Source organism: Alicyclobacillus fodiniaquatilis, from assembly GCF_042678105.1.
GTDB classification, from domain to species: domain Bacteria; phylum Bacillota; class Bacilli; order Alicyclobacillales; family Alicyclobacillaceae; genus Alicyclobacillus; species Alicyclobacillus fodiniaquatilis.
In genome coordinates, this window is record NZ_JBHUCX010000012.1 from 1 (window position 1) to 22637 (window position 22637).

A 22637-nucleotide genomic window follows, 5' to 3' on the forward strand; every position below is an offset into this window, starting at 1 on the left:
ACGGTTTTTCACCCGTTCCGTTCAAAATCCTTACACTTTAATTCGACATTTGATACGCGAAACCCTTGCTATTATTGGACTTTTGAATCATTCAGCAGCCCCTACTTATCGCATGGCTATGTGTCACTTTGTCTCAAAAACGAACATTTATGAGACAGACTACTTCGCGATGAGTCGGAAGAATTCGGATTTTCGCAGACATAATTGAAGAAGCAAGTAACCGAAAACTGCGCGGCACATACTGAAAGAAAGACAGGCAGATATGGCACGCTCTGATCAAGTAGACAAGAGGTTCATTTTCATGTAGTTACGAGGTGTACGCTACTTTGCGTTCACTGTTATATTTACATTTATTGGTTTTTGATTATGGACTTTTTCAGATGTTACTATTTAAAACTTATATAGAATTGTTGTTGAATTACACTCCTTATGTTCTAATTGATAATTATCAATTGAAATATGGTAAATAAAAAACGATAAGGAGAATATCGTATGGTTACAATTTACGATATTGCTAAAAGAGCGAACGTTTCTCCAATGACAGTTTCTCGAGTAATTAATAATTCCAACTTAATTAGTGAAAGTACAAGAAGAAGAGTAGAAAAAATCATCGAAGAAATGGATTATATACCAAATAAAGCAGCACGAAATTTAGTTGGTAAGCGAAATAAGTTAGTTTCTCTAATTGTAACAGATATTGTTAATCCCTTTTTTACGAATATAGCTCGTGGTGCAGAAGATAAAGCTGCGGAGTTAGGTTATCAATTACTATTAAGCAATAGTGACGAAGAAGTTGATAAGGAATCAAATTATATAAGGGCGACAATTTCAGCTGGTGTGGATGGGGTTATGATTGCTCCATCAGGTGATATTTCTATTCATAATTTGAATATGCTAAGTAAGTATAAAATACCTTTTGTACTCGTTGATCGTGAGGTGGAAGGCATCACATCTGATTTGATACTCGGTGATAATAGACAGGGGGTAGAGCTATTAATGAAACATCTTATCGAGCGTGGGCATAGAAGAATTGTTTTGATTAACGGACCAGATTATGTATCTAATGCCAGAGAGAGAGAGAAGGCTTTTAAAGACATTGTGAATCGAGAAAAACTGGAAAATAACATATCTCCTATTTTTCAAACACGCTATAAGCAAGAAAGTACTGACGATATCGTGAATGAAATATTGTCAGTAAATGTTCCTCATAGAGCAACGGCAATTCTTGCAGCTAATAATTTTATAGGTGTAAGTGTTATTAAATCATTACGTAAAATTGGGATGCGGATTCCTGAAGATATGGCTGTAGTATGTTTTGATAATCCGGAATTTATCCAAGATTTTAATCCGTTTTTAACAGTAGCGGCACAACCAGCCTATGATTTTGGATATATTGGAATGCAATATCTCATTGAGCGAATTAACGGGAAGATCATCAAAAATCGAAAAATGTTACTTCCCTCAAAATTGTTAGTTGGGAAGTCAAGCTAGTGCGCAAATTAGTTGATAAACACAAGTTCGATTTGGAGAGATTAAATACAGGAGGTATAAAATAAAGCCGACGTACGATTGTATGGGTTCCCATTTCATTCTTTCAACAGCATACAAAACATAACTTTCAGTTATACCAGAGAGTAGTCCATGAGATATGCTAATAAGATACATTAGTGCTTAATTTTGCGGTAGGAGCCGGGTGTCAAGCCAGCATACTTAAGAAAGGTTCTATGGAAATGGGGAAGACTGGTGAATCCGCAATTTTCGGCCACAAGAAAGATCTTCTCGTCTGTTTTTTCTAGATATTCTTTTGCACGTACGATTCTTTTGGTTGTTATGTATTCGGTCAAAGTTAACCCTATCATTTGTTTAAATACGCGGCTAAAATAAGGTGGGCTCATATTTGCCAGGGGGGACAAGTCATTTAAATAGATTGTCTCGGTCAAGTGGGTGTCAATGTACTGGAGTGCTAGTTCTAAGCCTGGAGAACCAGTAATTCCCGAAGTGCCACTACCATCTGCTCCACACTTAAATACGGACTGACATAATTGTAGTAATATTATTTGTAGTTCAAGTACAATGGACTGACGATACCCAAAATCTTGATTCAGTATTCCCCTTTGAATTGTATCAAGTTTCTCTTCTACAAAATGTTGCTGCTCACTGGATAATAGAATCTTATATCCTCTTTTTTTCTCCCATTCTTCCATCACTCCACGAACCGTCATGTAATCCCCAAATGACTCTGTTCCGAGGACAAACTTACTGAAGAAAACAGCTGTGGAGGTAACTGGATTCGAAATATCGGGCATAGCTCTGTGAATTGTGTTCCTTGGAATGAAGAAAAAGTTGCCCTTCTCCATCGTGTGAAAAGATTTATCGATGAAAAATGTTCCTGTTCCGTCATAAACGTAAATTATTTCATGCCAATCATGGATGTGATCTGGCAGTTCATTTTCAGGCATTTTCTGGTCTTTGAATGTCATAAGAAAGGGGAATAGCACATTGGAAAATGGAATGTTCTTCTTGATTGGATTCATTTTGGTCAACCCTTTTCTTAAAATTAGACATTGTTTTTGCTTAAATAACAGTATGATTATGATAAAATTCGCTATTTTGATATCTTCGCATTTTGTTATGATTGAGAATATACGAAGAATCAAGTATTTTCAATATAGTGGGGGGCAGCCGTAAGTGTAATGGATCACAATTATGAGGACGACTGGAGTTCTTTGCTATATGGGTGACTGGACGCTGGCATCAACCGGCGCTAAGGTTCGACTGGTACGTTTCATCCACTCGAATTTCCAACAGCGGTGTTTGATGCGATGAGTATTGAAAGGTCCTTGCTTTCCTAGTTGCTTTACTTAGCCCATGATGGAACGTTGGTATATGCGCGATTGCTACAGAATCTCATCTGCGTTACCCTTTCAAAGGCATTGCTCCTTTGTACGATTTCGAGATTGGTAACCGGGCTTCATCCAAGCCACTTCTTAATATTTAATCCGACTAAAGACTAAAATAAAGACTAAAATTATATAGCATTTGTATGAAGGTGCAGGTATAAAAGATTGTCAAAGTGTTGCATCCCTTAATTGCTAAAGCAGTTTTCATTACTTTTGAGATGTCTCCTTTTATCTAGTTGACAGACCTAATTTAACTGCTATTGTTTTGATATCGATAACAGATTGTTATCGATATCAAAACAATAAATTTATTTAAGGAGGTAAGTTATTTTGGATACGGAAATGGCGATATCAACCCGCAGCCAATCTGCATCGAAGTCCAAAAACAAAACTGTTTTCAGGAGAATTAAGCGTCATTGGCAGTTGTATTTGGTGATTGCAGTGCCTTTCGCTTTTTTAGTGATTTTCAACTATATCCCGATGACAGGCGCACAGATTGCCTTTCGCAATTACAACCCTGTACAAGGAATTTGGCACAGTCCCTGGATTGGAATGCAACAATTTTCTTTCTTCTATCACTCACCTTATTTTTGGCCAGTGATTCACAATACTTTGACCATCAGCATCTATACCCTTCTGGTTGGCACACCCGCAGCAGTTATTCTTGCGCTTGCTTTAAACGAGGTCAAACACGAGCGCTTCAAGCGCACAGTGCAGATGTTTACCTATGCACCCTACTTTATCTCCACCGTTGTAATGGTTGGGATCATGGAAATCATATTATCTCCGACGTCAGGGCTGTTGGGACAGTTTGCACAATTATTGGGCATCCATAATGTCCCGGATATCCTTGGTAGCTCGAAGGCATTCCCGTCTCTCTATGTCTGGTCTGGTGTTTGGCAAGAGACAGGGTACGGGGCCGTGATCTATTTAGCAGCATTGTCGAACGTTAATCCGGAACTGTACGAAGCAGCGAAGATTGACGGGGCATCCCGATTGCAAAAAATCTGGCACATTGATCTTACTGCGATTCGACCCACCATCATCATTCTATTTATTCTTGCCGTCGGGGGGATCATGGGGGTTGGTTTTGAAAAGGCTTACTTGTTGCAAAATTCTTTGAACTTAGGTGCCTCGGAAATTATTTCAACGTACACGTACAAAATGGGTTTAGTTGATGCAAATTTCAGTTTTGCAGCAGCGGTTGGGTTGATGAATTCCGTCATTGGGTTTGTGCTCATTCTAATTGTGAACTTTGTTGCTCGAAAAGTATCCGAGACCAGCTTGTTTTAAAGGAGTGGGAGCGAATGAAGGGCTCTGTCGTAGTGCGCGAAGCGATGGGAGACAGAATTTTCTTGGCCGTAGTGTATGTCTTCTTGAGCATCATCATGATCATTGTGGCTTATCCATTAATTTATGTATTCAGTTCATCTTTCAGCTCCGCTTCGGCGGTGACTGCTGGGAAGGTGTGGCTGTGGCCGGTGGATCCGACATTATACGGTTACCAGGCTGTGTTTCGTTACCCAGAGGTGTGGACAGGGTATCTGAACTCGCTGATTTACACGGTCGGTGCAACCATCTTGAGTGTGGCGCTGACAATCATGATGGGGTACCCATTATCGAAAAAAGACTTCTATGGTCGCCAATTTTTCGTTTGGACATTGTTGTTCGCAATGATGTTTAGCGGTGGGTTGATCCCGTTCTACCTGCTGGTGAAATCACTGGGGCTGTTAAACACGCGATTATCAATGATCATACCTGGAGCTTTGAGCGTATTTTCGGTAATCGTAGCAAAGACGTTCTTTCAGTCGACGATTCCAGAAGATTTATACGAAGCAGCCGAATTGGATGGGTGCAGTGATTTTGGTTTTCTGCTACGTATCGTACTGCCGTTATCAAAGCCCATTATTGCGGTTTTAGTATTGTGGTCAGTGGTTGCAAACTGGAACTCGTATTTCAATGCCCTGATTTTCCTGAATTCACAGAGTCTCTATCCATTGCAATTGGTGTTGCGAGAAGTGTTGATAGAGAACAGCGTGTCAATGAGTTCATTAAACTTGTCACCCGAACAGTTGCAACTATTTCAAGATATGAAGACATTGTTGCAATACTCGTTGATTGTGGTGGCGAGTGTGCCTGTGCTGTTGATGTATCCGCTTGCTCAAAAGTACTTCGTTAAGGGGGTGATGATTGGTTCGGTCAAGGAATAATTCTTCGCACAGATGAAATTCGCGTGTACCTAATCTCTAAGTTATTGTTCCGAAAACCATGTACTACACTCTATGAAAATGGATGCTAGGGGGTTTAAAACGTTGGCTATGAAGTCATCTAAAAAAGCCGTACTATCTGCTGGAATCGCCACGCTCTTAGTTCTTGGTACGGTAGGTTGTGACAGTGGTACCGGGAAGTCTAATTCATCATCAAGTAGTGGTGAAATCTCGATGTTTGCTTCACCGGGTGTAGGTGTCAATCTAAAGACGAATGCATTTACAAAATATATTGAAAAGAAATTTAATATGCAAATCAATTGGGTGCAGGCTCCGAGTAGCGATGCTTCGACAAAACAGTCCTTACTATTATCAAGTGGAGATTATCCGGATGTGTTCTGGAGTGGCTCGTTTTCCCATCAGGATATACTGAAGTATTCGCAGGAAGGCATCCTTGTCCCTTTAAACAGCTTGATAAAGAAGTATGCTCCAAACGTGTGGAAAGGGATTCAAACAGTGCCTGGGTTGAAAGAAGACGTGACGGCGCCGGATGGAAACATCTATGGTCTTCCTGGAGTCAATTACTGTTTTCACTGTGACTGGTCCAATAAAATGTGGATCAACACCACGCTTTTGAAAAAGTATGGGCTACAGATGCCGACCACGACTCAACAATTTACACATGTTCTGCAAGTATTTAAGCAGCATGGACTCATTCCGCTATCTGGAGATACAGATGGTTGGAACTCGGAGCCATTCACGTATCTGATGAACGCATTTATTTATGACGATGGAAACACATTTACCCAAGGTGCTCAAAGCGACTATTTCGACATTGAAAATGGAAAAGTCACTTTTGCGCCGATACAGCCACAATGGAAGCAGGGCCTAGAATATGTCCACACCCTGTATACTGAGGGATTACTGGATAAGCAGGCACTGAGCCAACAGTCTACGGTCTTGCAAAGGGAGGTTGCCCAAGGGAAAGTTGGAGTTATACCAGGTGGAACTCCCGGTGTTGTGAACTATACTCCAACTAGCAACAACTATAAAGTGTGGCAGACAGTTCCACCACTGAAAGGCCCAGACGGAGTTCAGTATGCGGCCTTTTACGGAATGGGTTCCAGTGGAGCCACATTTACCATCACAAATAAAGCGACCAAGAGTCAAGAAATTCAACTAATGAAATTATTGAATTTCATGTGGACGCCGATAGGAACTGAAACGTTTGACTATGGACCGCCCGGGCAACTTTGGACACTAGCCAAAAAAGGACAGCTAGGGATGACTGGGAAACAAGCACTTTTCAAAACGGATTGGGGTAAACTCATAGGCCCACAGAATGAAGGTTATAGTCAAATGGGGCCTATGTTCCAGAACGAAGCATGGCGGAACGGCGATGTTGCAGCGCCACCATTCAGTTATAACGGAGTAAATCAAAGCCTACTACAATTAGAGACAGAACAATTTTATGCTGGACACCAACCGCAGTATGTATACCCGAGTGGAATAGCTTGGATTCCGTCCAACGAAGCTGAGCAATATTCGTTATATCAAACCAACATCGACAGCTTTGTAGAGCAGTGGATGAGTGAGTTTATCATTGGGAGTAAGTCTATCAACCAAGATTGGAACACCTATGTAAAAGGCGTGGAAAATCTCAGTTTGAAACAATATCTCCAGATGGCACAGACAGCCATGAAGCAGCCATTTGACACAAGTTCGTTCAAGTCAGATCCTGCGGATGTGAAGTTCTTGTTATCTTTAAAATCTGGAAAAAACTGAATAAAGTCCTGTTTGAGAGACAGATGTTTCGCCAACCGTTTTGAGGTGCAAAAGTCTGCAGCATGGCAATAAACGGCCATGCTGCAGGACAACTTTAAAGAAGAGTCAATGCAATACTTTATTAGACACGATTTCTTCTTTAGTGCATTGAAGATAAAGGACATGGTGATTTGGCGAATCGAGATTCTGCCATGAGATGCGTATCTGCTCGATCCTTCCATGCTAATCAACTTCGTGGATTTCGGATTGAATATATTCAACATTGCTAGCGTGAAGGGAATGGTTTTTTTGTTGAAAAGAATTCCAAAGATATTTTCCCCAGAACTCATGAAATGCCTCATGGAAATGGGACATGGAGATGAAATTGTACTTGCAGATGGTAATTTTCCCGCTGCTGCCTGCGCAAGACGCCTGATCAGGTATGACGGCCATTATATTATGCAATTGTTGCCGGCTATTTTAGAATTTTTTCCGTTGGATCAATTTGTTACACACGCAGCGATTGTCATGGATCTGAATCAGGATGAACAGGCTCCTGATTGCTGGGATGATTATCGTCGCGCGTTAAGAGACCAGGAAATGTCGTTTACCGATCTAGGCTATCTAGAGCGGTTTGAGTTTTATGAAAGATCTCGAAAAGCTTATGCGATCATTGCCACAAGCGACCAATCATTTAAGGGGAATCTGATTTTAAAAAAAGGAGTAGTTTCTGAGCGGGAATTTCGCTTATCTGAGCGCCCAGAAGCGACCATCAACTCTGGCAGAGACAAACTAGACACTGATTTATATGCAGACAATAGTGTGATTTAGGAGGAACTTAAATGTCTAATTTTATTCAAAAATCAGCTCTCGTAAGCCCTACTAAACGTCAATTGAATTGGCAAGAAACTGAGTTCTATGCATTTGTTCATTTTACAGTAAACACTTTCACTGATAGGGAATGGGGACTAGGGGATGAAGAACCCTCCATCTTTGATCCTACTGACTTGAACGCGGAACAGTGGGCTCAGGCCTGTAAGTCTGCGGGTATGCGTGGGCTCATTCTGACTTGCAAGCATCATGATGGCTTTTGTTTGTGGCCGAGTCGATATACGGATCATTCGGTGAAAAATAGTCCATGGCGGCACGGGGATGGGGATGTTGTAAAAGAAGTCTCCGATGCCTGTAGGAAATATGATTTAAAATTAGGAGTTTACTTATCGCCCTGGGATCGGCACGACAGCCGATATGGTACTGATGAATACAACACATACTTCAAGGATCAACTTCGAGAACTACTCTCGAACTATGGTGATATTTTCAGTGTGTGGTTTGATGGAGCTTGTGGTGAAGGACCTAATGGAAAAACACAAATTTACGATTGGGATGGATACTATCAAGTGATTCGGGAAGTACAACCGAATGCTGTCATTAGTGTTTGTGGGCCTGACGTCCGATGGGTGGGAAATGAGGCAGGTCACTGTCGAGAATCCGAGTGGAGCGTTGTACCGGAGGAGTTGAGAGATCGCGAAAAAATCCAAGAAAAATCACAACAAGCGGACGATACAGAATTTCGAAATTTGGTTCGATCAGAAGATGAGGATTTAGGAAGTAGAGAGGTGATTCGCAACGCCGGAGAACTGATTTGGTACCCCGCTGAAGTCAATACCTCTATTAGACCAGGGTGGTTTTATCACGCACATGAAGATGACAAAGTAAAGCCTTTACAGGAACTTTTGGAAGTTTATTATCAGTCAGTTGGTGGGAATGCAACCTTTCTTTTGAATATTCCTCCAGATAAACGAGGGAGATTCCATGAAGAGGACGTCAAAAGACTGAAGGAATTAGGCCAGGTTTTAAGGAGCACTTTTCAAAATGATCTTGCATTAGGTTCATCAGCAACTGCATCTGAAAGTATGGACAAGGAACATGAAGCTGTGAATCTATTCGACAGAAATTCCGATACATTTTGGAGTCCAAAATTGGGAACAGAGCGGGCTCATATAGAGATCGACCTAGGAGAAGAGAAAGTATTTAATCGAATTGTGCTAAAAGAACACATTCAATCAGGTCAAAGAATTGAACGTTTTAAAATTGAGTATCAAGATGCGGCCGCTTGGAAGGAATTTAGTCAAGGCACAATCGTTGGTTACAAGCGAATTTTGCGCTTTAACAAAATAAAAGCCAGATACCTTCGAATCACAATCATGGAATCAAGATGGTGTCCTACATTAAGTAGCTGCGAGGTTTATCTCGGACCAAATGCATAGTGATTCTAGATCAAGAAGCGATTAACCATGGTACGGTTCAATGCTACTAAAGGAATGGTCTTTGTTAGACGTAAAAATGAGTGGAGGGTATAAAGTTTTCCTTATTTTTATTCGATACCTTGAGGTGATTCTTTGTGATTTATGTTGGGACAAATTATCATCCACACGACTGGTCGCAGGAACGGTGGCCTGTGGATATACGCCTGATGAAGGAATCAGGATTCAATTTGGTACGACTCGGGCACCTATGTTGGGACAGCTTTGAGCCCATAGAGGGGAACTATACTTTCGATTGGTTCGATGAAGTTATGGATCTTTTCTCCGAGGCGGGAATCAAGGTTGTCTTAGACATTGCAACTCGCCCTGCGCCGACTTGGCTTCATCGAAAACATCCAAGCATCAATATCACGGATAGATACAGAAATCGCTTGAATCCCGTCTCTCGCTACATGGAAGATGTAGGAGATCCAGCGTTTCAAAAATATGCCTACAGATTTGCAGAGACTTTGGTTAAGCGATATGAAGGACATCCTGCTTTGTTTGCATTTGGATTGTGTAATGAGATAGGGTGTGGAATTCCCACATACTCAGACGAGGCCCGGCAGAGATTTATTCAGTGGCTAAGCGAAAAATATGTGAGCATAGAAAGATTAAATGTCGCATGGGCAGCGCAAAGATGGTCCAGACGGCTGAATCGTTTTGAGGATGCTGAGTTTCCTGTGTCAGGTGCTGTTTCAGGAGCACCTGAACGCATGTTGGATATGTGGCGATTTTATTCAGACGAGCAACTTGCGTATCTCCATGGCTTAAGTGCCATTGTCAGGAAACATGCCCCCAACTCCAGGGAAGCCACCAATCATTGGGGTGAAAACTCAGCTCTTGGTTTCGACTATTTAAAAGAATATCAAAACATCTTTGATTTGCCTGGAGCAGGGTTCTACCCAGGGGTCAATCCGGAAGACACAAATGCTTTGTTTGGAGCTTGTTTCACCATTCGTCATCGGATCGGTGAGAGGGACCATCCCATCTGGTGTCTAGAATTTCAGACAGGTTCCTTTGGTGCGTACGCCCCTCCAAGAGGGGGACTGCGAATGTATGCGTACTTGGCACTGTTGTTTGGTGCAGAAGCCATTTGTGCATGGACCTGGAGAACAATGCTAGGTGGTGAGGAACAGTACCTATATGGATTACTCGATCATGATGGCACTCCCAGCCGAAAATTAGATGAATTTCAACAGTTTGCAAAGGAAATAGAGAACTTACAATTTGTCGGATTTCCTTATGTGGGTAAACCAGATGTTGCATTAGCCTACTCATTTGAGTCCTTCAAAATTTCAGAAGGTCAGAAACCTTATTACCAAACAGGGTACTTGGATCAGGTCATGCAATCTTTCCTGGCATTATGTGAGGACAATGTGGATTGCAATATCATCGACCTACGAGATGTGGAAAAGGACTATAAGGTCATGATAGTGCCAGGGCACTGTATCATGGATGAGGCTTGTGCGGGTAACATTCGGGAGTATGTGGAACACGGTGGAACAGTGATTATGACTGCTTATTCTGCCAAAGTGGACGAAAACAATCGTGTATTTGATGTACCGATGCCTGGACGTCTAAGTGATGTTTTCGGAATACGCGCGAATGCCTTCGAACGACCAGTTTTCCATTATTCTGACATGAATGAAGGTGGGCTTGAAAAACAGAAAATGGACCTGCGTCGAGAATGTCCAGGAATTCAAATGGAAGATGAAATGTTGGACTTTCCCATTGACTACTATGAAATTCTGGAGCCGACGACCGCGAATGTTCTGGCGACATTCACAAACCTTGGACAGAAATTGCCTGCAGTGACCAATAACTTCTATGGGAAGGGGCGCGCAGTGTACGTGGCTGTTCCTGCGACATTAGAGCTCATACGTGCCCTGTTGAGATACTTCTACAAGGAGTTGGAAATCACACCGGGCCCAGACACACCGCACGGAGTGATAGCTAGGCAAATTGGTGACACCATTGTGTACGTGAACACCACGCCTTCGACGCAAATGGTATCCACTCCGGTCTCGATGAACGAAACGCTGCAGGGACCAAGTCAAGGAGCCTCCTTAGAGTTAGAACCATACGGGGTCAAAGTCCTAAAAGGTCGGGGGGAACACACCTCGTTAACGAATAGCAATGCGCTACTGGACGCTTCAATTGGGTTGGACCTCGTGAATTTAGAGGTGTAATAGCGAGTAATAAATCTAAAGAAAAGGTGATGGAATGAGTAGAAAATACCCTCCTATCAGTCTTAAAGCTCCTTTCTTCCTGCATGGTGCAGATTACAATCCGGACCAGTGGCAGAAGTATCCAGAGGTGCTGGAGGAAGACATTCGCTTGATGAAAATGGCACACTGCAACGTGATGTCGGTTGGTATCTTTGCTTGGTCGGCGCTCGAGCCGGAAGAAGGTGTGTTTCGCTTCGAATGGTTGGACAAGCTTCTAGATAAGTTCGCGAAAAACGGAATTTATGCTTTTTTGGCAACGCCAAGCGGAGCGAGGCCGGCCTGGATGGCGGAGAAATACCCGCAAGTGTTGCGGGTCGAAGCGAATCGTGTACGCAATCTGTTTGGTCAGCGGCACAATCACTGCTATACATCACCAATCTATCGAGAAAAAGTAGCCATCATCAACGAAAAGCTGGCCCAGCGGTATGGCCATCATCCTGCTGTCATTGGATGGCACATTTCCAACGAGTATGGAGGAGAATGTCACTGTGAGCATTGCCAAGAAGCGTTTCGCAACTGGTTGAAGATGAAATATGGGACTTTAGATGAATTAAATCATGCTTGGTGGACTGGATTTTGGAGTCACACAGTAACGGATTGGTCGCAAATTCAATCCCCTGCTCCACATGGGGAAACAAGCGTACATGGACTCGCTTTGGACTGGAAGCGATTTGTAACGGAACAAACCGTTGACTTTTGTCGGCATGAAATTGTACCACTCCGTGTAGTCAACTCTGATTTGCCCGTAACCACCAATTTTATGGGAATCTACGAAGGGCTCAATTATTGGAAATTCGCTGATGTTCTCGATGTCATTTCATGGGATGCGTACCCGACCTGGCATGAAACGGAGGATGATATCGAACTGGCTTCCACGTTTTCGTTTATTCATGATATCAATCGCTCTCTTAAAAGTGGGCGTCCGTTTATTCTAATGGAGAGTACACCCTCGACTACAAATTGGCAGCGAGTCAGTAAACTCAAACGCCCGGGTATGCATCTCCTTTCTTCGTTGCAGGCGATTGCACATGGCTCGGATACCGTTCAATATTTCCAGTGGCGGAAGAGCCGTGGTTCCAGTGAAAAGTTCCACGGGGCGGTTGTCGATCATGCAGGGCACGAACATACTCGTGTTTTCCAAGAAGTTCAAACTGTTGGTGAAACGCTTGAGAATTTGACAGAATTGATTGGAACATCCGTAAATCCCGAAGTTGCACTCATCTTCGATTGGGAAAATCGATGGGCTATCAAAGGTGCACAGGGGCCCCGTAACAGCGGAATTCACTATGAGGAAACGGTAAAGCAATTTTATCGCCCATTGTGGGAGAATGGTGTACCAGTTGACGTCATTGATATGGATTGTGACTTTTCGAAATACAAATTGCTCATTGCTCCAATGTTATATATGGTACGTCCTGGTGTCGCCGAGAGAATTGAAGCATTTGTCGAAGCGGGAGGCATTTTTGTCACTACCTATTGGTCTGGAATAGTTGATCAGAATGACCTTTGTTTCCTTGGTGGATTTCCAGGCCCATTACGAAAGGTTCTAGGGATTTGGTCCGAAGAAATCGATTCACTGATTGACGAAGAGTCAAACCAGATTGCGATGCAAGCTGGGAACATACTTGGCATGACCGGGTCATATCAGGTAAGTGAACTATGCGACCTCGTTCACTTAGAGGGTGCTGAATCACTTGCACAATACAAAGATGATTTCTATGCTGAGCGGGCAGCGCTTACTTTAAATCGGTATGGCAAAGGATACGGGTATTACATTGCGGCCCGGGGGCAGGAGTCGTTTAATGCAGATTTCATGAATGCTTTAATTCGGAACACAGGAATTTTTCGCGGTATTGACACCGAACTGCCACAGGGTGTCACTGCTCAGATACGTACCGACGGGATCGACGATTATGTGTTCATAATGAACTTTAAGTCATCAGATTGCACAATCGAACTGCCACCCGATATATTCAAGGATCTTATATCTGGCGAGACCAAGACGTCTCAACTCCATCTACCTGCTTATGACGTTCGGGTCTTAAAGCGTTCCAGTAAACAAGTGTGGTGATGACATTGTGGCACATTGTAACGATTGCGGTGAAACACATGGGAAGTGGCTGCCGTGTACCGCTGGTTGAACGATAAAAGGTTGACAGCGGTGGTAGGCAACTTATCTTGTACCATTTCGTGATTGGACATGATTCAATCAAATTTCAGAGAGGAGCAATAGCCAATGACAACGTCGCATACAGTTGGAACTCTTCAACAACACACCTTGCAACATTTTGAGCCTGGCATTGTAAAGTTGTTAGCCAGTCCTTACATGGCTCGGTTTGATTTGAACGTGAAGTACCTGATGAGCCTAAGTTCAACCAATTTGCTCAGAACATATTATCAAGAAGCTGGGTTATGGAGCTACAGCGGCAGTGCGGGCACATCCATTGGTCCGGATATTTCCCAGGACCATCCCTCAACTTGGCATTGGGGCTGGGAAGCGCCAACTTGTGAGTTACGTGGCCATTTTCTAGGCCACTGGTTGTCTGCTGCAGCGAATGTATACGCGCAGACCGGGGACGAACAAATTCGAGCAAAGGTCGCGTTTATTGTAAGAGAACTTGCCCGTTGTCAAGTCGCGAATGGAGGGGAATGGGTAGCAGCCTTTCCGGAAACGTTCATGCATCGCATCGCAGCTGGTAAGAAGGTTTGGGCTCCACAGTACACGGTCCATAAGCTTTTTGTAGGTTTATACGATGTGAACCGACTTATGAACATACCGGAAGCGTTATCTATTTCGATCCGATTCGCCGATTGGTTTTATCGTTGGACTGAAGCTTTCGATCGCGAACAGATGAATTGTATTTTGGACTTTGAAACCGGTGGTATGTTGGAGGCGTGGGCGAATTTATATGCGGCGACTGGAGATGAGAGGCATCGGGAGTTGATGTACCGCTATGATCGTCCGAGATTCTTCGATGCGCTTTTACGTGGTGAGGATGTCTTGACTAACAAACATGCGAATACACAAATTCCCGAAATACTAGGCGCGGCGAGAGTCTGGGAAGTGACGGGTGATAGGCGATGGAGAGACGTAACGCTTGCCTTTTGGGAAGCGGCAGTCGAAAAACGTGGCACATATTGTACTGGCGGAGTGTCTTGCGGGGAGGTTTGGACGCCGCCGCATAAACTGGCATCAAGACTCGGATCCGCTCAGGAACATTGCGTTGTTTACAACATGATGCGTCTGGCGGAGGTGCTGTACCGCTGGACCGGAAAGGCGAAATACGCGGATTTTTGGGAGAGAAATCTTCTGAATGGAGTTTTAGCACAACAAAGCAAGCAAACAGGAATGGTTTCCTATTTTCTGGATATGGAACCCGGTAGCAAAAAAGTGTGGGGGAGCGAGACAAATCATTTTTGGTGCTGTCATGGTACTTTGGTACAAGCGCAAGCTTCATACGATCACGCTATTTTCCACGAGGACCAAAGTGGTTTCGTGGTGAGTCAGTATATACCATCCAGGACCTCATGGCATTATGGCGGAACGAACGTACAAGTACAGCTTAACCAACTTTCTCAAAGCGGAACAATGGTCATGCAGACGTTTAATGATGAAGGACACGACTCTATCCAACACGTTCATCGGCCGCAGAGCCCAAGTGAGCGACCGAACCAGTATGTCTATGAGCTTCAGATACAATGTGACAAACCGACCGAGTTTGAGATAAAGCTTCGAGTCCCTTGGTGGGTGAATGAACAACCGATTATTGAGTTAAATGGTGAAACCAATCCGATTGTGAGCAGTGAAAACTCGTTTTTCCGAATCAGCAAGGTGTGGTATAGAGACACGATTTCTATTAAATTTCCGAAGAAAATTACGACAGTACCAGTACCAGACCAGCCTGGTACTGTGGCATTTATGGATGGACCCATCGTTTTAGCCGGCCTGGTCGATGAAGAGCGACTCTTAGAGGGAGATCAGGAACGCCCGGAAACGCTCCTGATTCCGCACAACGAAAGACATCACAGTTTTTGGTGTGATGGTTCATACAAGACGGTTAATCAAATAAGAAACTTTCGGTTTATCAGCTTAATGGATATCGAGGACGAAACCTATACTGTCTATTTTCCAATACGAAAACAAGATATCAAGATAAAGTGAATGAGGTGCTAGTATGAAAGCAGAAGAAAGAAAAAAGTGGTGGAGGGAAAGTCGGTTTGGCATGTTCATCCATTGGGGCCTCTACAGCCAGCTTGGTAGAGGTGAATGGGTGCAGTATAACGAGAGAATTCCTGTAAGAGAGTATGAAAAATTCGCAAATGAGTTTAACCCTACCCGATTTGATGCAGAAGAATGGGTAAGACTGGCTAAAAACGCAGGCATGAAATATATTGTCATCACTGCCAAGCACCATGACGGTTTTTCCATGTTTAATACACAAGTGAGCCCTTTTAATATTGTTGATAGTACCCCTTATGGACGTGACGTCATGACAGAACTGGCACTGGCCTGCGAACGTGAAGGTCTAAAGCTGTGCTTCTACTACTCCCATGTTCGTGAGTGGCACCATCCACATGCCCAAAGCCTTGAGGTGAATGGACCAAACTGGTGTGGCAATTACGGTAACTTTTGGGATTACCGCGAAGAGTGGCGTAAAAATCTCCAAACCTATATAGATGAATTTGATAAACCACAGCTTAAAGAACTTCTTACCCAGTATGGACCGATAGGGATAATCTGGTTCGACACACCGTCCATGATACGACCAGATCAAGCCCAGGAATTGGTGGATTGGATTAGGGAAATACAGCCAAACTGTCTCGTAAACAGTCGTGTATCTGACGATGAACAAGTAGATTATGATTACATGAGTCTAGGTGATTGCGAAATACCGGGGATCCCGGCTGGTGTGGACTGGGAGACACCCATGACCATCTGCACGTGGTGGGGCTACTATTCACAACCAGGCAATGAGTATCGTTCACCAGAAGAACTCATCCATCAATTAGTGGATATTGTGAGTTTGGGCGGGAATTATTTGTTAAATGTAGGTCCCACTGGCGAAGGTGTGATACCTGAAGAAGCACAGGAACGTTTGAGAATCGTCGGCAAATGGATGAGCGTCAATGGTGAAGCTATATATGGAACCCAAGGTTCGCCGTTTGTAAAACGTCCTCAATGGGGCAGGGTCACATATAAGGAAGACCAATTATACTTTCACGTGTATGATTGGCAAGAGGTCATATCTCTCGTTGGTTTGAGAAATCAAGTAAAAGGATGTTATCTTCTTTCCGATCGCAATTGCCAAATAACGTATAAGCAATACAAGGACCATGCGTTGGGTTATGACCGGATGGAAATCGAGCTACCTCAAATAACTCCTGATCCATATTGTACGGTGTTGGTTGTCGAGATAGATGGCGAACCCAGCGTGGATCAAACGATTATCCAGGATGACTCGGGTGTTATCCAACTTTCTGCCACGCAGGCATCCATTCATAAGAATGCAGGAAACAGCACGATAGGTCTTGCTCGGTCAGGAGCTATAAAAGACTGGTTCTACTCCGACGATTGGCTTAGTTGGGATTATATTGCCACCCGTACGGGGGAATATGACGTTGAACTTACTGTACTGAGCGGCCCAAACAACCAGAAATGGGACTATGGTCATGAAGTTCAAATCGTTATCAACGGCCAAACTCTAGAATGTCAGGTAGAGAATCATACAACTGGGAGTTCGCCGAACGAGAGGCTTTCAATAAGTGTAGGACGCGTCCGTATAGATAAAGCTGAGCATTGTAAGACAGAACTGAAAGCCATTAAGATCAACGGAAGAAACCTGAGTGGGCTGCCTTTACTGAGTATTCAACTTGTACCATCTAAATGATGAATTGACAAAAGGCGAATGTTGGTCCACTCGTAGTTCTATGTTTGCTGAAATGTACATGTGCAACAGGTCGGATTTTAACGCTACGGGACATGTTATTGTTCCGTAGCGGCTAATGTCCTTAAGGGAATATCGAAGCGTTGAACATTGATAACTCAGCGTTGGCACAGATGGAAAGCAAAATGGTTGGTCCTATGTTAAGACGACTGGACTCAGTAAATGATAGTTGGCAAGAGAGTGCGTGTGATGCGATTGTTGTTGACATCATCCTCCAAGCTTGCCTAGCCATCCACATGGTATTTTGATGAAAAGTTTATCTTGATGAACGTAACCGACTGCCAAGATAGTTGATTTATCTATTGGGCGTAGATAGTACCATTGTCTTCTACAGACTTGCTCTCCAATCATTAAATTAAGGATTTACCCCGGGGCATCCGGGAAATTCGTAATTTACGAAGATGCAGGAGATGGCTATGACTATGAGTCAGGAACGTTTTCGTTAATTGAAATCAGATGGCACGACCAAGACCTCATCGTCAATTTCAGGAAAGGCGAATGGTGAGTACATTGGAATGTCCTCTGTGAGAAAATTTCACGTTGTCCACGTGTCAGAAGGAGCCGGAATCGGAGCTGATCGCTGGCATCGAAGTCACCTGTCTGTAAAAATCTGATTGATTGAAGTAAGTAATCGACATCTATTTATTTTTTAAGAAGAAGCGAGGTTTGTCCTATGTCTAAAACTATACTATCCAGTCGACCACTTGGTAACACTGAACTGTTTGTCACACCGCTTTGTGTCGGTGCTGCTCCACTCGGTGATATGCCTGAAACCTTTACTTACAGCGTACCGGAAGAAATTGCGTTGGCGACGATTCGTGCTGCTTTTGCCAGTTCTATCAACTTCCTCGATACAGCCGCGGCCTATGGTGACGGTGAAAGCGAACGCCGTATTGGCAAGGTTATCAAGGAGATGGGTAGACTTCCGGAGGGCTTCGTACTTGCCACTAAAGCGGATCGTAACTTGCAGACTGGTGACTTTAGCGGTGAACAAATCAAACGTTCTATTGAAGGAAGCCTTCTCCGACTGGGGCTAGATAAATTGCAGTATGTTTATATTCATGATCCGGAACATACCACGTTTGAAAATGTTATGGCCTCCGGAGGGCCACTTGAAGTATTAAAAAACTTTAAGGACCAGGGAATCATCGATCACATTGGTATATCGGGTGGACCAATCGACATGCTCATTCGTTATGTGGAAACGGGTGAGTTCAGCGCCGTCGAGACTCACAATCGGTATACTCTACTCAATCGATCCGCAGAGCCTTTACTTGAAGTTGCAAATCGATTAAGTGTTGCAGTCATCAACGCCGCCCCCTATGGCAGTGGTATTTTGGCAAAAGGTCCCGATGCTTACGCTCGCTATGCCTATACGAGTGCACCGCAGTCTGTGCTTGATCGCGCTCGCGAGATGGCAGCAGTGTGTCAGGAATACAACGTACCCCTAGCGGCAGCAGCGCTTCAATTCTCCATGCGTGACCCGCGTGTAACGAGCACGGTTGTGGGTGTGTCCAAGCCGGAACGCATCGCTCAAACGTTAGAGCTTTCGAATTATCACATACCTGCTGATCTTTGGACAAAACTAGGGGCCATTGGCTTTGATATTGACGATCCCGAAGCGAATAGATTTACTAAATAGGGAGGTAATATACATTTTATCCCGCAGGTGGATGTGATTAATGAAAGATACATTATCTATTTCCCAACTCGAAAGCGGAGGGATGGAAGCAAAGATGCTTCTTTAATATATGGATTTAATTATTGATACCCATAAATTGTTTCAGAAATCTATCTTTAGAGGTGTGAGCAAAAATCACACCTCTAAAGACTACGAAAACTCACCTTCAGCAGTCTTCAGTTGATATGAGTTGAAGTGTTGGCAAATGGGAACACGATATAAACCTTCAGAGTTGCTCCTCAAGTGATGTCCTCGATTCAAAATATTGTGACTAGTCCCATACGTTGCATATAACGCGCAACTCGTTTCTTGCTTAGACATTCCTCCTTTACACAGTTCGAGAGCAATTTCTGGGTTTCGTAAATCTCGCGATCGATGGCACGAGTATTCATGCATCGCCTGCACCAGCTTAAAAAACAGTACAAAAATGGAGGTTTTAGCTATTTAAATACTCTGATTAGGCAGTATGATTATGGTGTGATTGAAGAATGTGGACAAATGTAAAGCCGTATTTTAGGGATTTTGATGTCATTCCGAATTTGCCCAACTGGGAGGTGCACACTTGCGAATCGATGCTCACCAACATTATTGGAGGATCAACCGGAACGACTACGGGTGGATTACGCGCGACATAAACGTATTATATCGTGATTTTTTTCCAAGAGACCTTTCGCCACACCTTCAGTCTCATGGTATTGATAAGACGATCGTGGTGCAAGCAGCGCCGACAGTAGAAGAAACTGAGTTCTTGTTGCATCTCAGTGAACAGGAAGAAACCATCGTGGGCGTAGTTGGCTGGTTTGACTTAGCGGACCCTTTCCATAGGAAACACTTCGACCGTTTTTCTCAGTACAAGAAGTTTGTAGGGTTCCGGGTTATGATCCAGGACATGGAAGATCCGAGCTTGATCTTGAGGCCCAATGTAATTGATGCACTACGAGAGTACGCTAAGTTGAATGTGCCCGTGGATCTATTAGTGAAAGCAAGCCAACTTCCGGTTCTGCTGAAACTTTTAAAGGCTGTGCCAAGGATGCGTGGGGTTGTAGACCATCTCGCCAAACCAGATATTGCACATGCGTCCCTCCAGCCTTGGAAGGAACATATGGCCGAAATTGCATCTTATCCGCAAATCTACTGCAAATTGTCCGGTATGGTTACGGAGGCTGAGCGTGAAAAATGGGCGCCGAGTGATTTTACTGCGTATGTCCTTCATATTATCGAAGTCTTTGGAGCGGAACGAGTGATTTACGGAAGTGATTGGCCTGTGTGTTTGCTCGCTGCGTCCTACGATGACGTATGGCAGTTGGCGAATTCCAGTCTCCCAGAGACGCTGTTGGAACCGGAGAGGGCAAACATATTCGGCTATAATGCAGCGCGATTTTATAAACTTCCATCCAACGTCTTGTAAAGGTGGGCGGCTCTCTGATGTCATACAAGGTACTGAATCACAATCATTTTGAGACGAGTAGGCCCGAATATGCACTGTACCATTCCATGTTAGAGTCACCAATCAAAGTTTTGCAACTCAATAGCGCAACTTTCTCCGAGGTTTTTTGACTGGATGATTCACGAGGCTCACAAGCAAGGCGCGTATCATGGGAGTATCGTTTTAACTCAACCTCGTCCAAGCGGGGCGGAAAAGCTCCGCGACCTGAAGACTCAAGACGGTATCTATGCGTTGGTGGTGCGTGTGTTTGAAGACAGATGTCCGCAATCTTTTCCCGTGTAACGCAATTTTTGTATAAACTGTTCGTACATTTCGATGGTTCTCCGGACACGACTACTCGATATCGCCATGAATAGCATAAGTAAGTTTCTGGTACGGATCTTGCCTTCATTCCTTGAATACGTTCTACAGCTCACCACTGAACGCCTCTCCAATGCACGGATCTGGGGGCAGGATTTCAGCGGCACGGACAATCTGTGCGATCAATTTCAAAACCATTTGAAAGGATTGGAGGGAATCCGGTGAATAAGTCTTTGAACCAAGTGGTTCAGTTGCACCCTGAAGACGACGTGGTCGTTGCAGTTCGAAACTTTTTTGCGGGAGAATCGATTCGAATTCACAATCAAGCTGATGAGACCATCATATTGAACGATGATGTAATGAAAGGCCATAAAATTGCAATTTGTCCTATCAAGCGAGGAATGGATGTACACAAATTCGGCTATTCAATTGGCCGAGCAAAAACAGATATTTTGATTGGAAGCTGGGTACATACGCACAATCTCGAGACCGGATTGGACGGCATCGAGGAGAATACGTTTCACCATGTGCCTGAGGTTCCGGCAACAGAATCTATTAAAGTTACAGAACGTGTTTTTCAGGGATATGTGAGACCCAATGGAGAAGTGGGCATACGTAATGAAATCTGGATTTTAAATACTGTAGGGTGCATCAATAAAACGTGTGAAATTTTTGTTAAAGAAGCGAATGTGAGATTTCATGGCCGAGTTGATGGAGTCTATCACTTTCCTCATCCATTTGGTTGTTCGCAACTAGGCGACGATCTCGCTCATACTCAACGATTGCTTGCCTCTCTAGCAGAGCATCCAAACGCTGCAGGCGTACTTGTTGTCGGACTCGGGTGCGAAAATAATCAGATCGACTCCTTCCGTGGTATTTTAGGCGAAGATTCGCTTGAGCGGATTCGTTTTCTGAAAGTGCAGGAAGTCGATGATGAAATCGAAGCTGGATTAGATCTTATTGAAGAATTGGTGGAATATGCCGAGCAATTTGTGCGGGAACGGGTGCCGATTGCAAAGCTGAAGATTGGATTGAAATGCGGTGGATCGGATGGATTCTCAGGGATCACGGCAAATCCCTTAGTTGGTTTACTGTCAGACGTCGTTGTGTCGGAAGGTGGCACAACCATTCTGACGGAAGTCCCTGAAATGTTTGGGGCGGAAACGATTCTGATGAATCGAGCAGTGAATGATGCAGTCTATCAAAAGATAGTTTCCTTAATCAATGATTTTAAACAATACTTTTTGCGCCATGGTCAACAGATCTATGAGAATCCTTCACCGGGAAACAAACAGGGGGGGATCACCACGCTTGAAGAGAAATCTCTTGGTTGCACACAGAAGGGTGGTCATGCAACTGTGGTGGATGTAATCCCGTACGGACATCGCGTATCTCAAACAGGATTAAATCTGTTGCAGGCACCGGGGAATGACTTAGTTTCCGTAACTGCCTTGGCAGCCGCTGGCGCTCATGTGGTTCTGTTCACGACGGGGCGCGGCACGCCGTTTGGCGGGCCAGTGCCAACAGTGAAAATTTCGACGAACTCGGACTTGGCTCTTCGCAAGACCCACTGGATCGATTTTGACGCCGGTCCGCTTCTTGAGGGGGTCCCAGTAGACACACTTCGTGATTCGTTGTTTGATTTCATCCTTTCCGTAGCATCCGGCGATGTTCAGACTGCAAGCGAGCGGGGCGGATATCGAGAGATTGCTATTTTTAAAGATGGTGTCACTTTGTGAATGATAGACAAATTAAAATAGCCTCTCGGCATTGAGGTGACGAAAACAGGGACAAAGCGGAATTTCCCGCAAGAATCCACTGGAAAATCCGCAAATAATGGTTGAAACAGCGATGTT

The 22637-nt window shown here is 44.0% G+C and carries 14 protein-coding genes and 1 pseudogene; 14 read left to right on the plus strand and 1 reads right to left on the minus strand.

Annotated elements, in window-relative coordinates; translation table 11 throughout:
• The first annotated feature begins 492 nt into the window (after nt 1-492).
• Entirely contained in the window at nt 493-1491 is a 999-nt protein-coding gene (locus ACFSB2_RS03010; protein WP_377941163.1) for a LacI family DNA-binding transcriptional regulator, read from the plus strand.
• A gap of 173 nt (nt 1492-1664) precedes the next feature.
• On the opposite strand, the gene ACFSB2_RS03015 is transcribed toward ACFSB2_RS03010, so the two are convergent.
• On the minus strand, nt 1665-2534 hold the full coding sequence (locus ACFSB2_RS03015) for an AraC family transcriptional regulator (protein WP_377941164.1): 870 nt from the start codon (nt 2532-2534) through the stop codon (nt 1665-1667).
• 696 nt (nt 2535-3230) lie between these two features.
• On the opposite strand from ACFSB2_RS03015, the gene ACFSB2_RS03020 reads away from it, so the two are divergent.
• The 13 genes and pseudogenes from ACFSB2_RS03020 to ACFSB2_RS03080 all read left to right on the plus strand — a co-directional run bounded on the left by ACFSB2_RS03020 (nt 3231) and on the right by ACFSB2_RS03080 (nt 22520).
• Nucleotides 3231-4193, plus strand: coding sequence for an ABC transporter permease (locus ACFSB2_RS03020; RefSeq protein ID WP_377941165.1), 963 nt, complete (start codon nt 3231-3233; stop codon nt 4191-4193).
• 14 nt (nt 4194-4207) lie between these two features.
• Entirely contained in the window at nt 4208-5110 is a 903-nt protein-coding gene (locus tag ACFSB2_RS03025; RefSeq protein ID WP_377941166.1) for a carbohydrate ABC transporter permease, read from the plus strand.
• Between the two features lie 108 nt (nt 5111-5218).
• Nucleotides 5219-6892, plus strand: a complete 1674-nt coding sequence (locus tag ACFSB2_RS03030) for an extracellular solute-binding protein (protein WP_377941176.1) — start codon at nt 5219-5221, stop codon at nt 6890-6892.
• A 288-nt stretch (nt 6893-7180) separates the two neighbouring features.
• Nucleotides 7181-7600 (plus strand): annotated as a pseudogene (locus ACFSB2_RS03035) (RbsD/FucU family protein); the annotation flags it as partial.
• A 113-nt stretch (nt 7601-7713) separates the two neighbouring features.
• A complete protein-coding gene (locus ACFSB2_RS03040) occupies nt 7714-9141 on the plus strand; it encodes an alpha-L-fucosidase (protein WP_377941167.1) in 1428 nt (475 codons plus the stop codon).
• Nucleotides 9142-9275: 134 nt separating this feature from the next.
• A complete protein-coding gene (locus ACFSB2_RS03045; protein WP_377941168.1) occupies nt 9276-11369 on the plus strand; it encodes a beta-galactosidase in 2094 nt (697 codons plus the stop codon).
• 34 nt (nt 11370-11403) lie between these two features.
• Nucleotides 11404-13479 (plus strand): beta-galactosidase, encoded by a 2076-nt coding sequence (locus ACFSB2_RS03050; protein ID WP_377941169.1) that lies wholly within the window; start codon nt 11404-11406, stop codon nt 13477-13479.
• 165 nt (nt 13480-13644) lie between these two features.
• Nucleotides 13645-15570 carry a beta-L-arabinofuranosidase domain-containing protein gene (locus ACFSB2_RS03055; protein WP_377941171.1) on the plus strand — a complete coding sequence of 642 codons (1926 nt, stop codon included), beginning with the start codon at nt 13645-13647 and terminating at the stop codon, nt 15568-15570.
• A gap of 13 nt (nt 15571-15583) precedes the next feature.
• Nucleotides 15584-17296: an alpha-L-fucosidase gene (locus tag ACFSB2_RS03060; RefSeq protein WP_377941173.1), complete on the plus strand. Its 1713-nt coding sequence runs from the start codon at nt 15584-15586 to the stop codon at nt 17294-17296.
• A 418-nt stretch (nt 17297-17714) separates the two neighbouring features.
• Nucleotides 17715-17858 (plus strand): DUF5110 domain-containing protein, encoded by a 144-nt coding sequence (locus ACFSB2_RS03065; RefSeq protein WP_377941177.1) that lies wholly within the window; start codon nt 17715-17717, stop codon nt 17856-17858.
• Between the two features lie 168 nt (nt 17859-18026).
• Entirely contained in the window at nt 18027-18995 is a 969-nt protein-coding gene (locus ACFSB2_RS03070) for an aldo/keto reductase (protein ID WP_377941174.1), read from the plus strand.
• Nucleotides 18996-19596: 601 nt separating this feature from the next.
• Nucleotides 19597-20442 carry an amidohydrolase family protein gene (locus tag ACFSB2_RS03075; protein WP_377941175.1) on the plus strand — a complete coding sequence of 282 codons (846 nt, stop codon included), beginning with the start codon at nt 19597-19599 and terminating at the stop codon, nt 20440-20442.
• Between the two features lie 572 nt (nt 20443-21014).
• Complete coding sequence (locus tag ACFSB2_RS03080) at nt 21015-22520, plus strand: UxaA family hydrolase (RefSeq protein WP_377941178.1); 1506 nt, start codon at nt 21015-21017, stop codon at nt 22518-22520.
• The last annotated feature ends 117 nt before the right edge of the window (nt 22521-22637 follow it).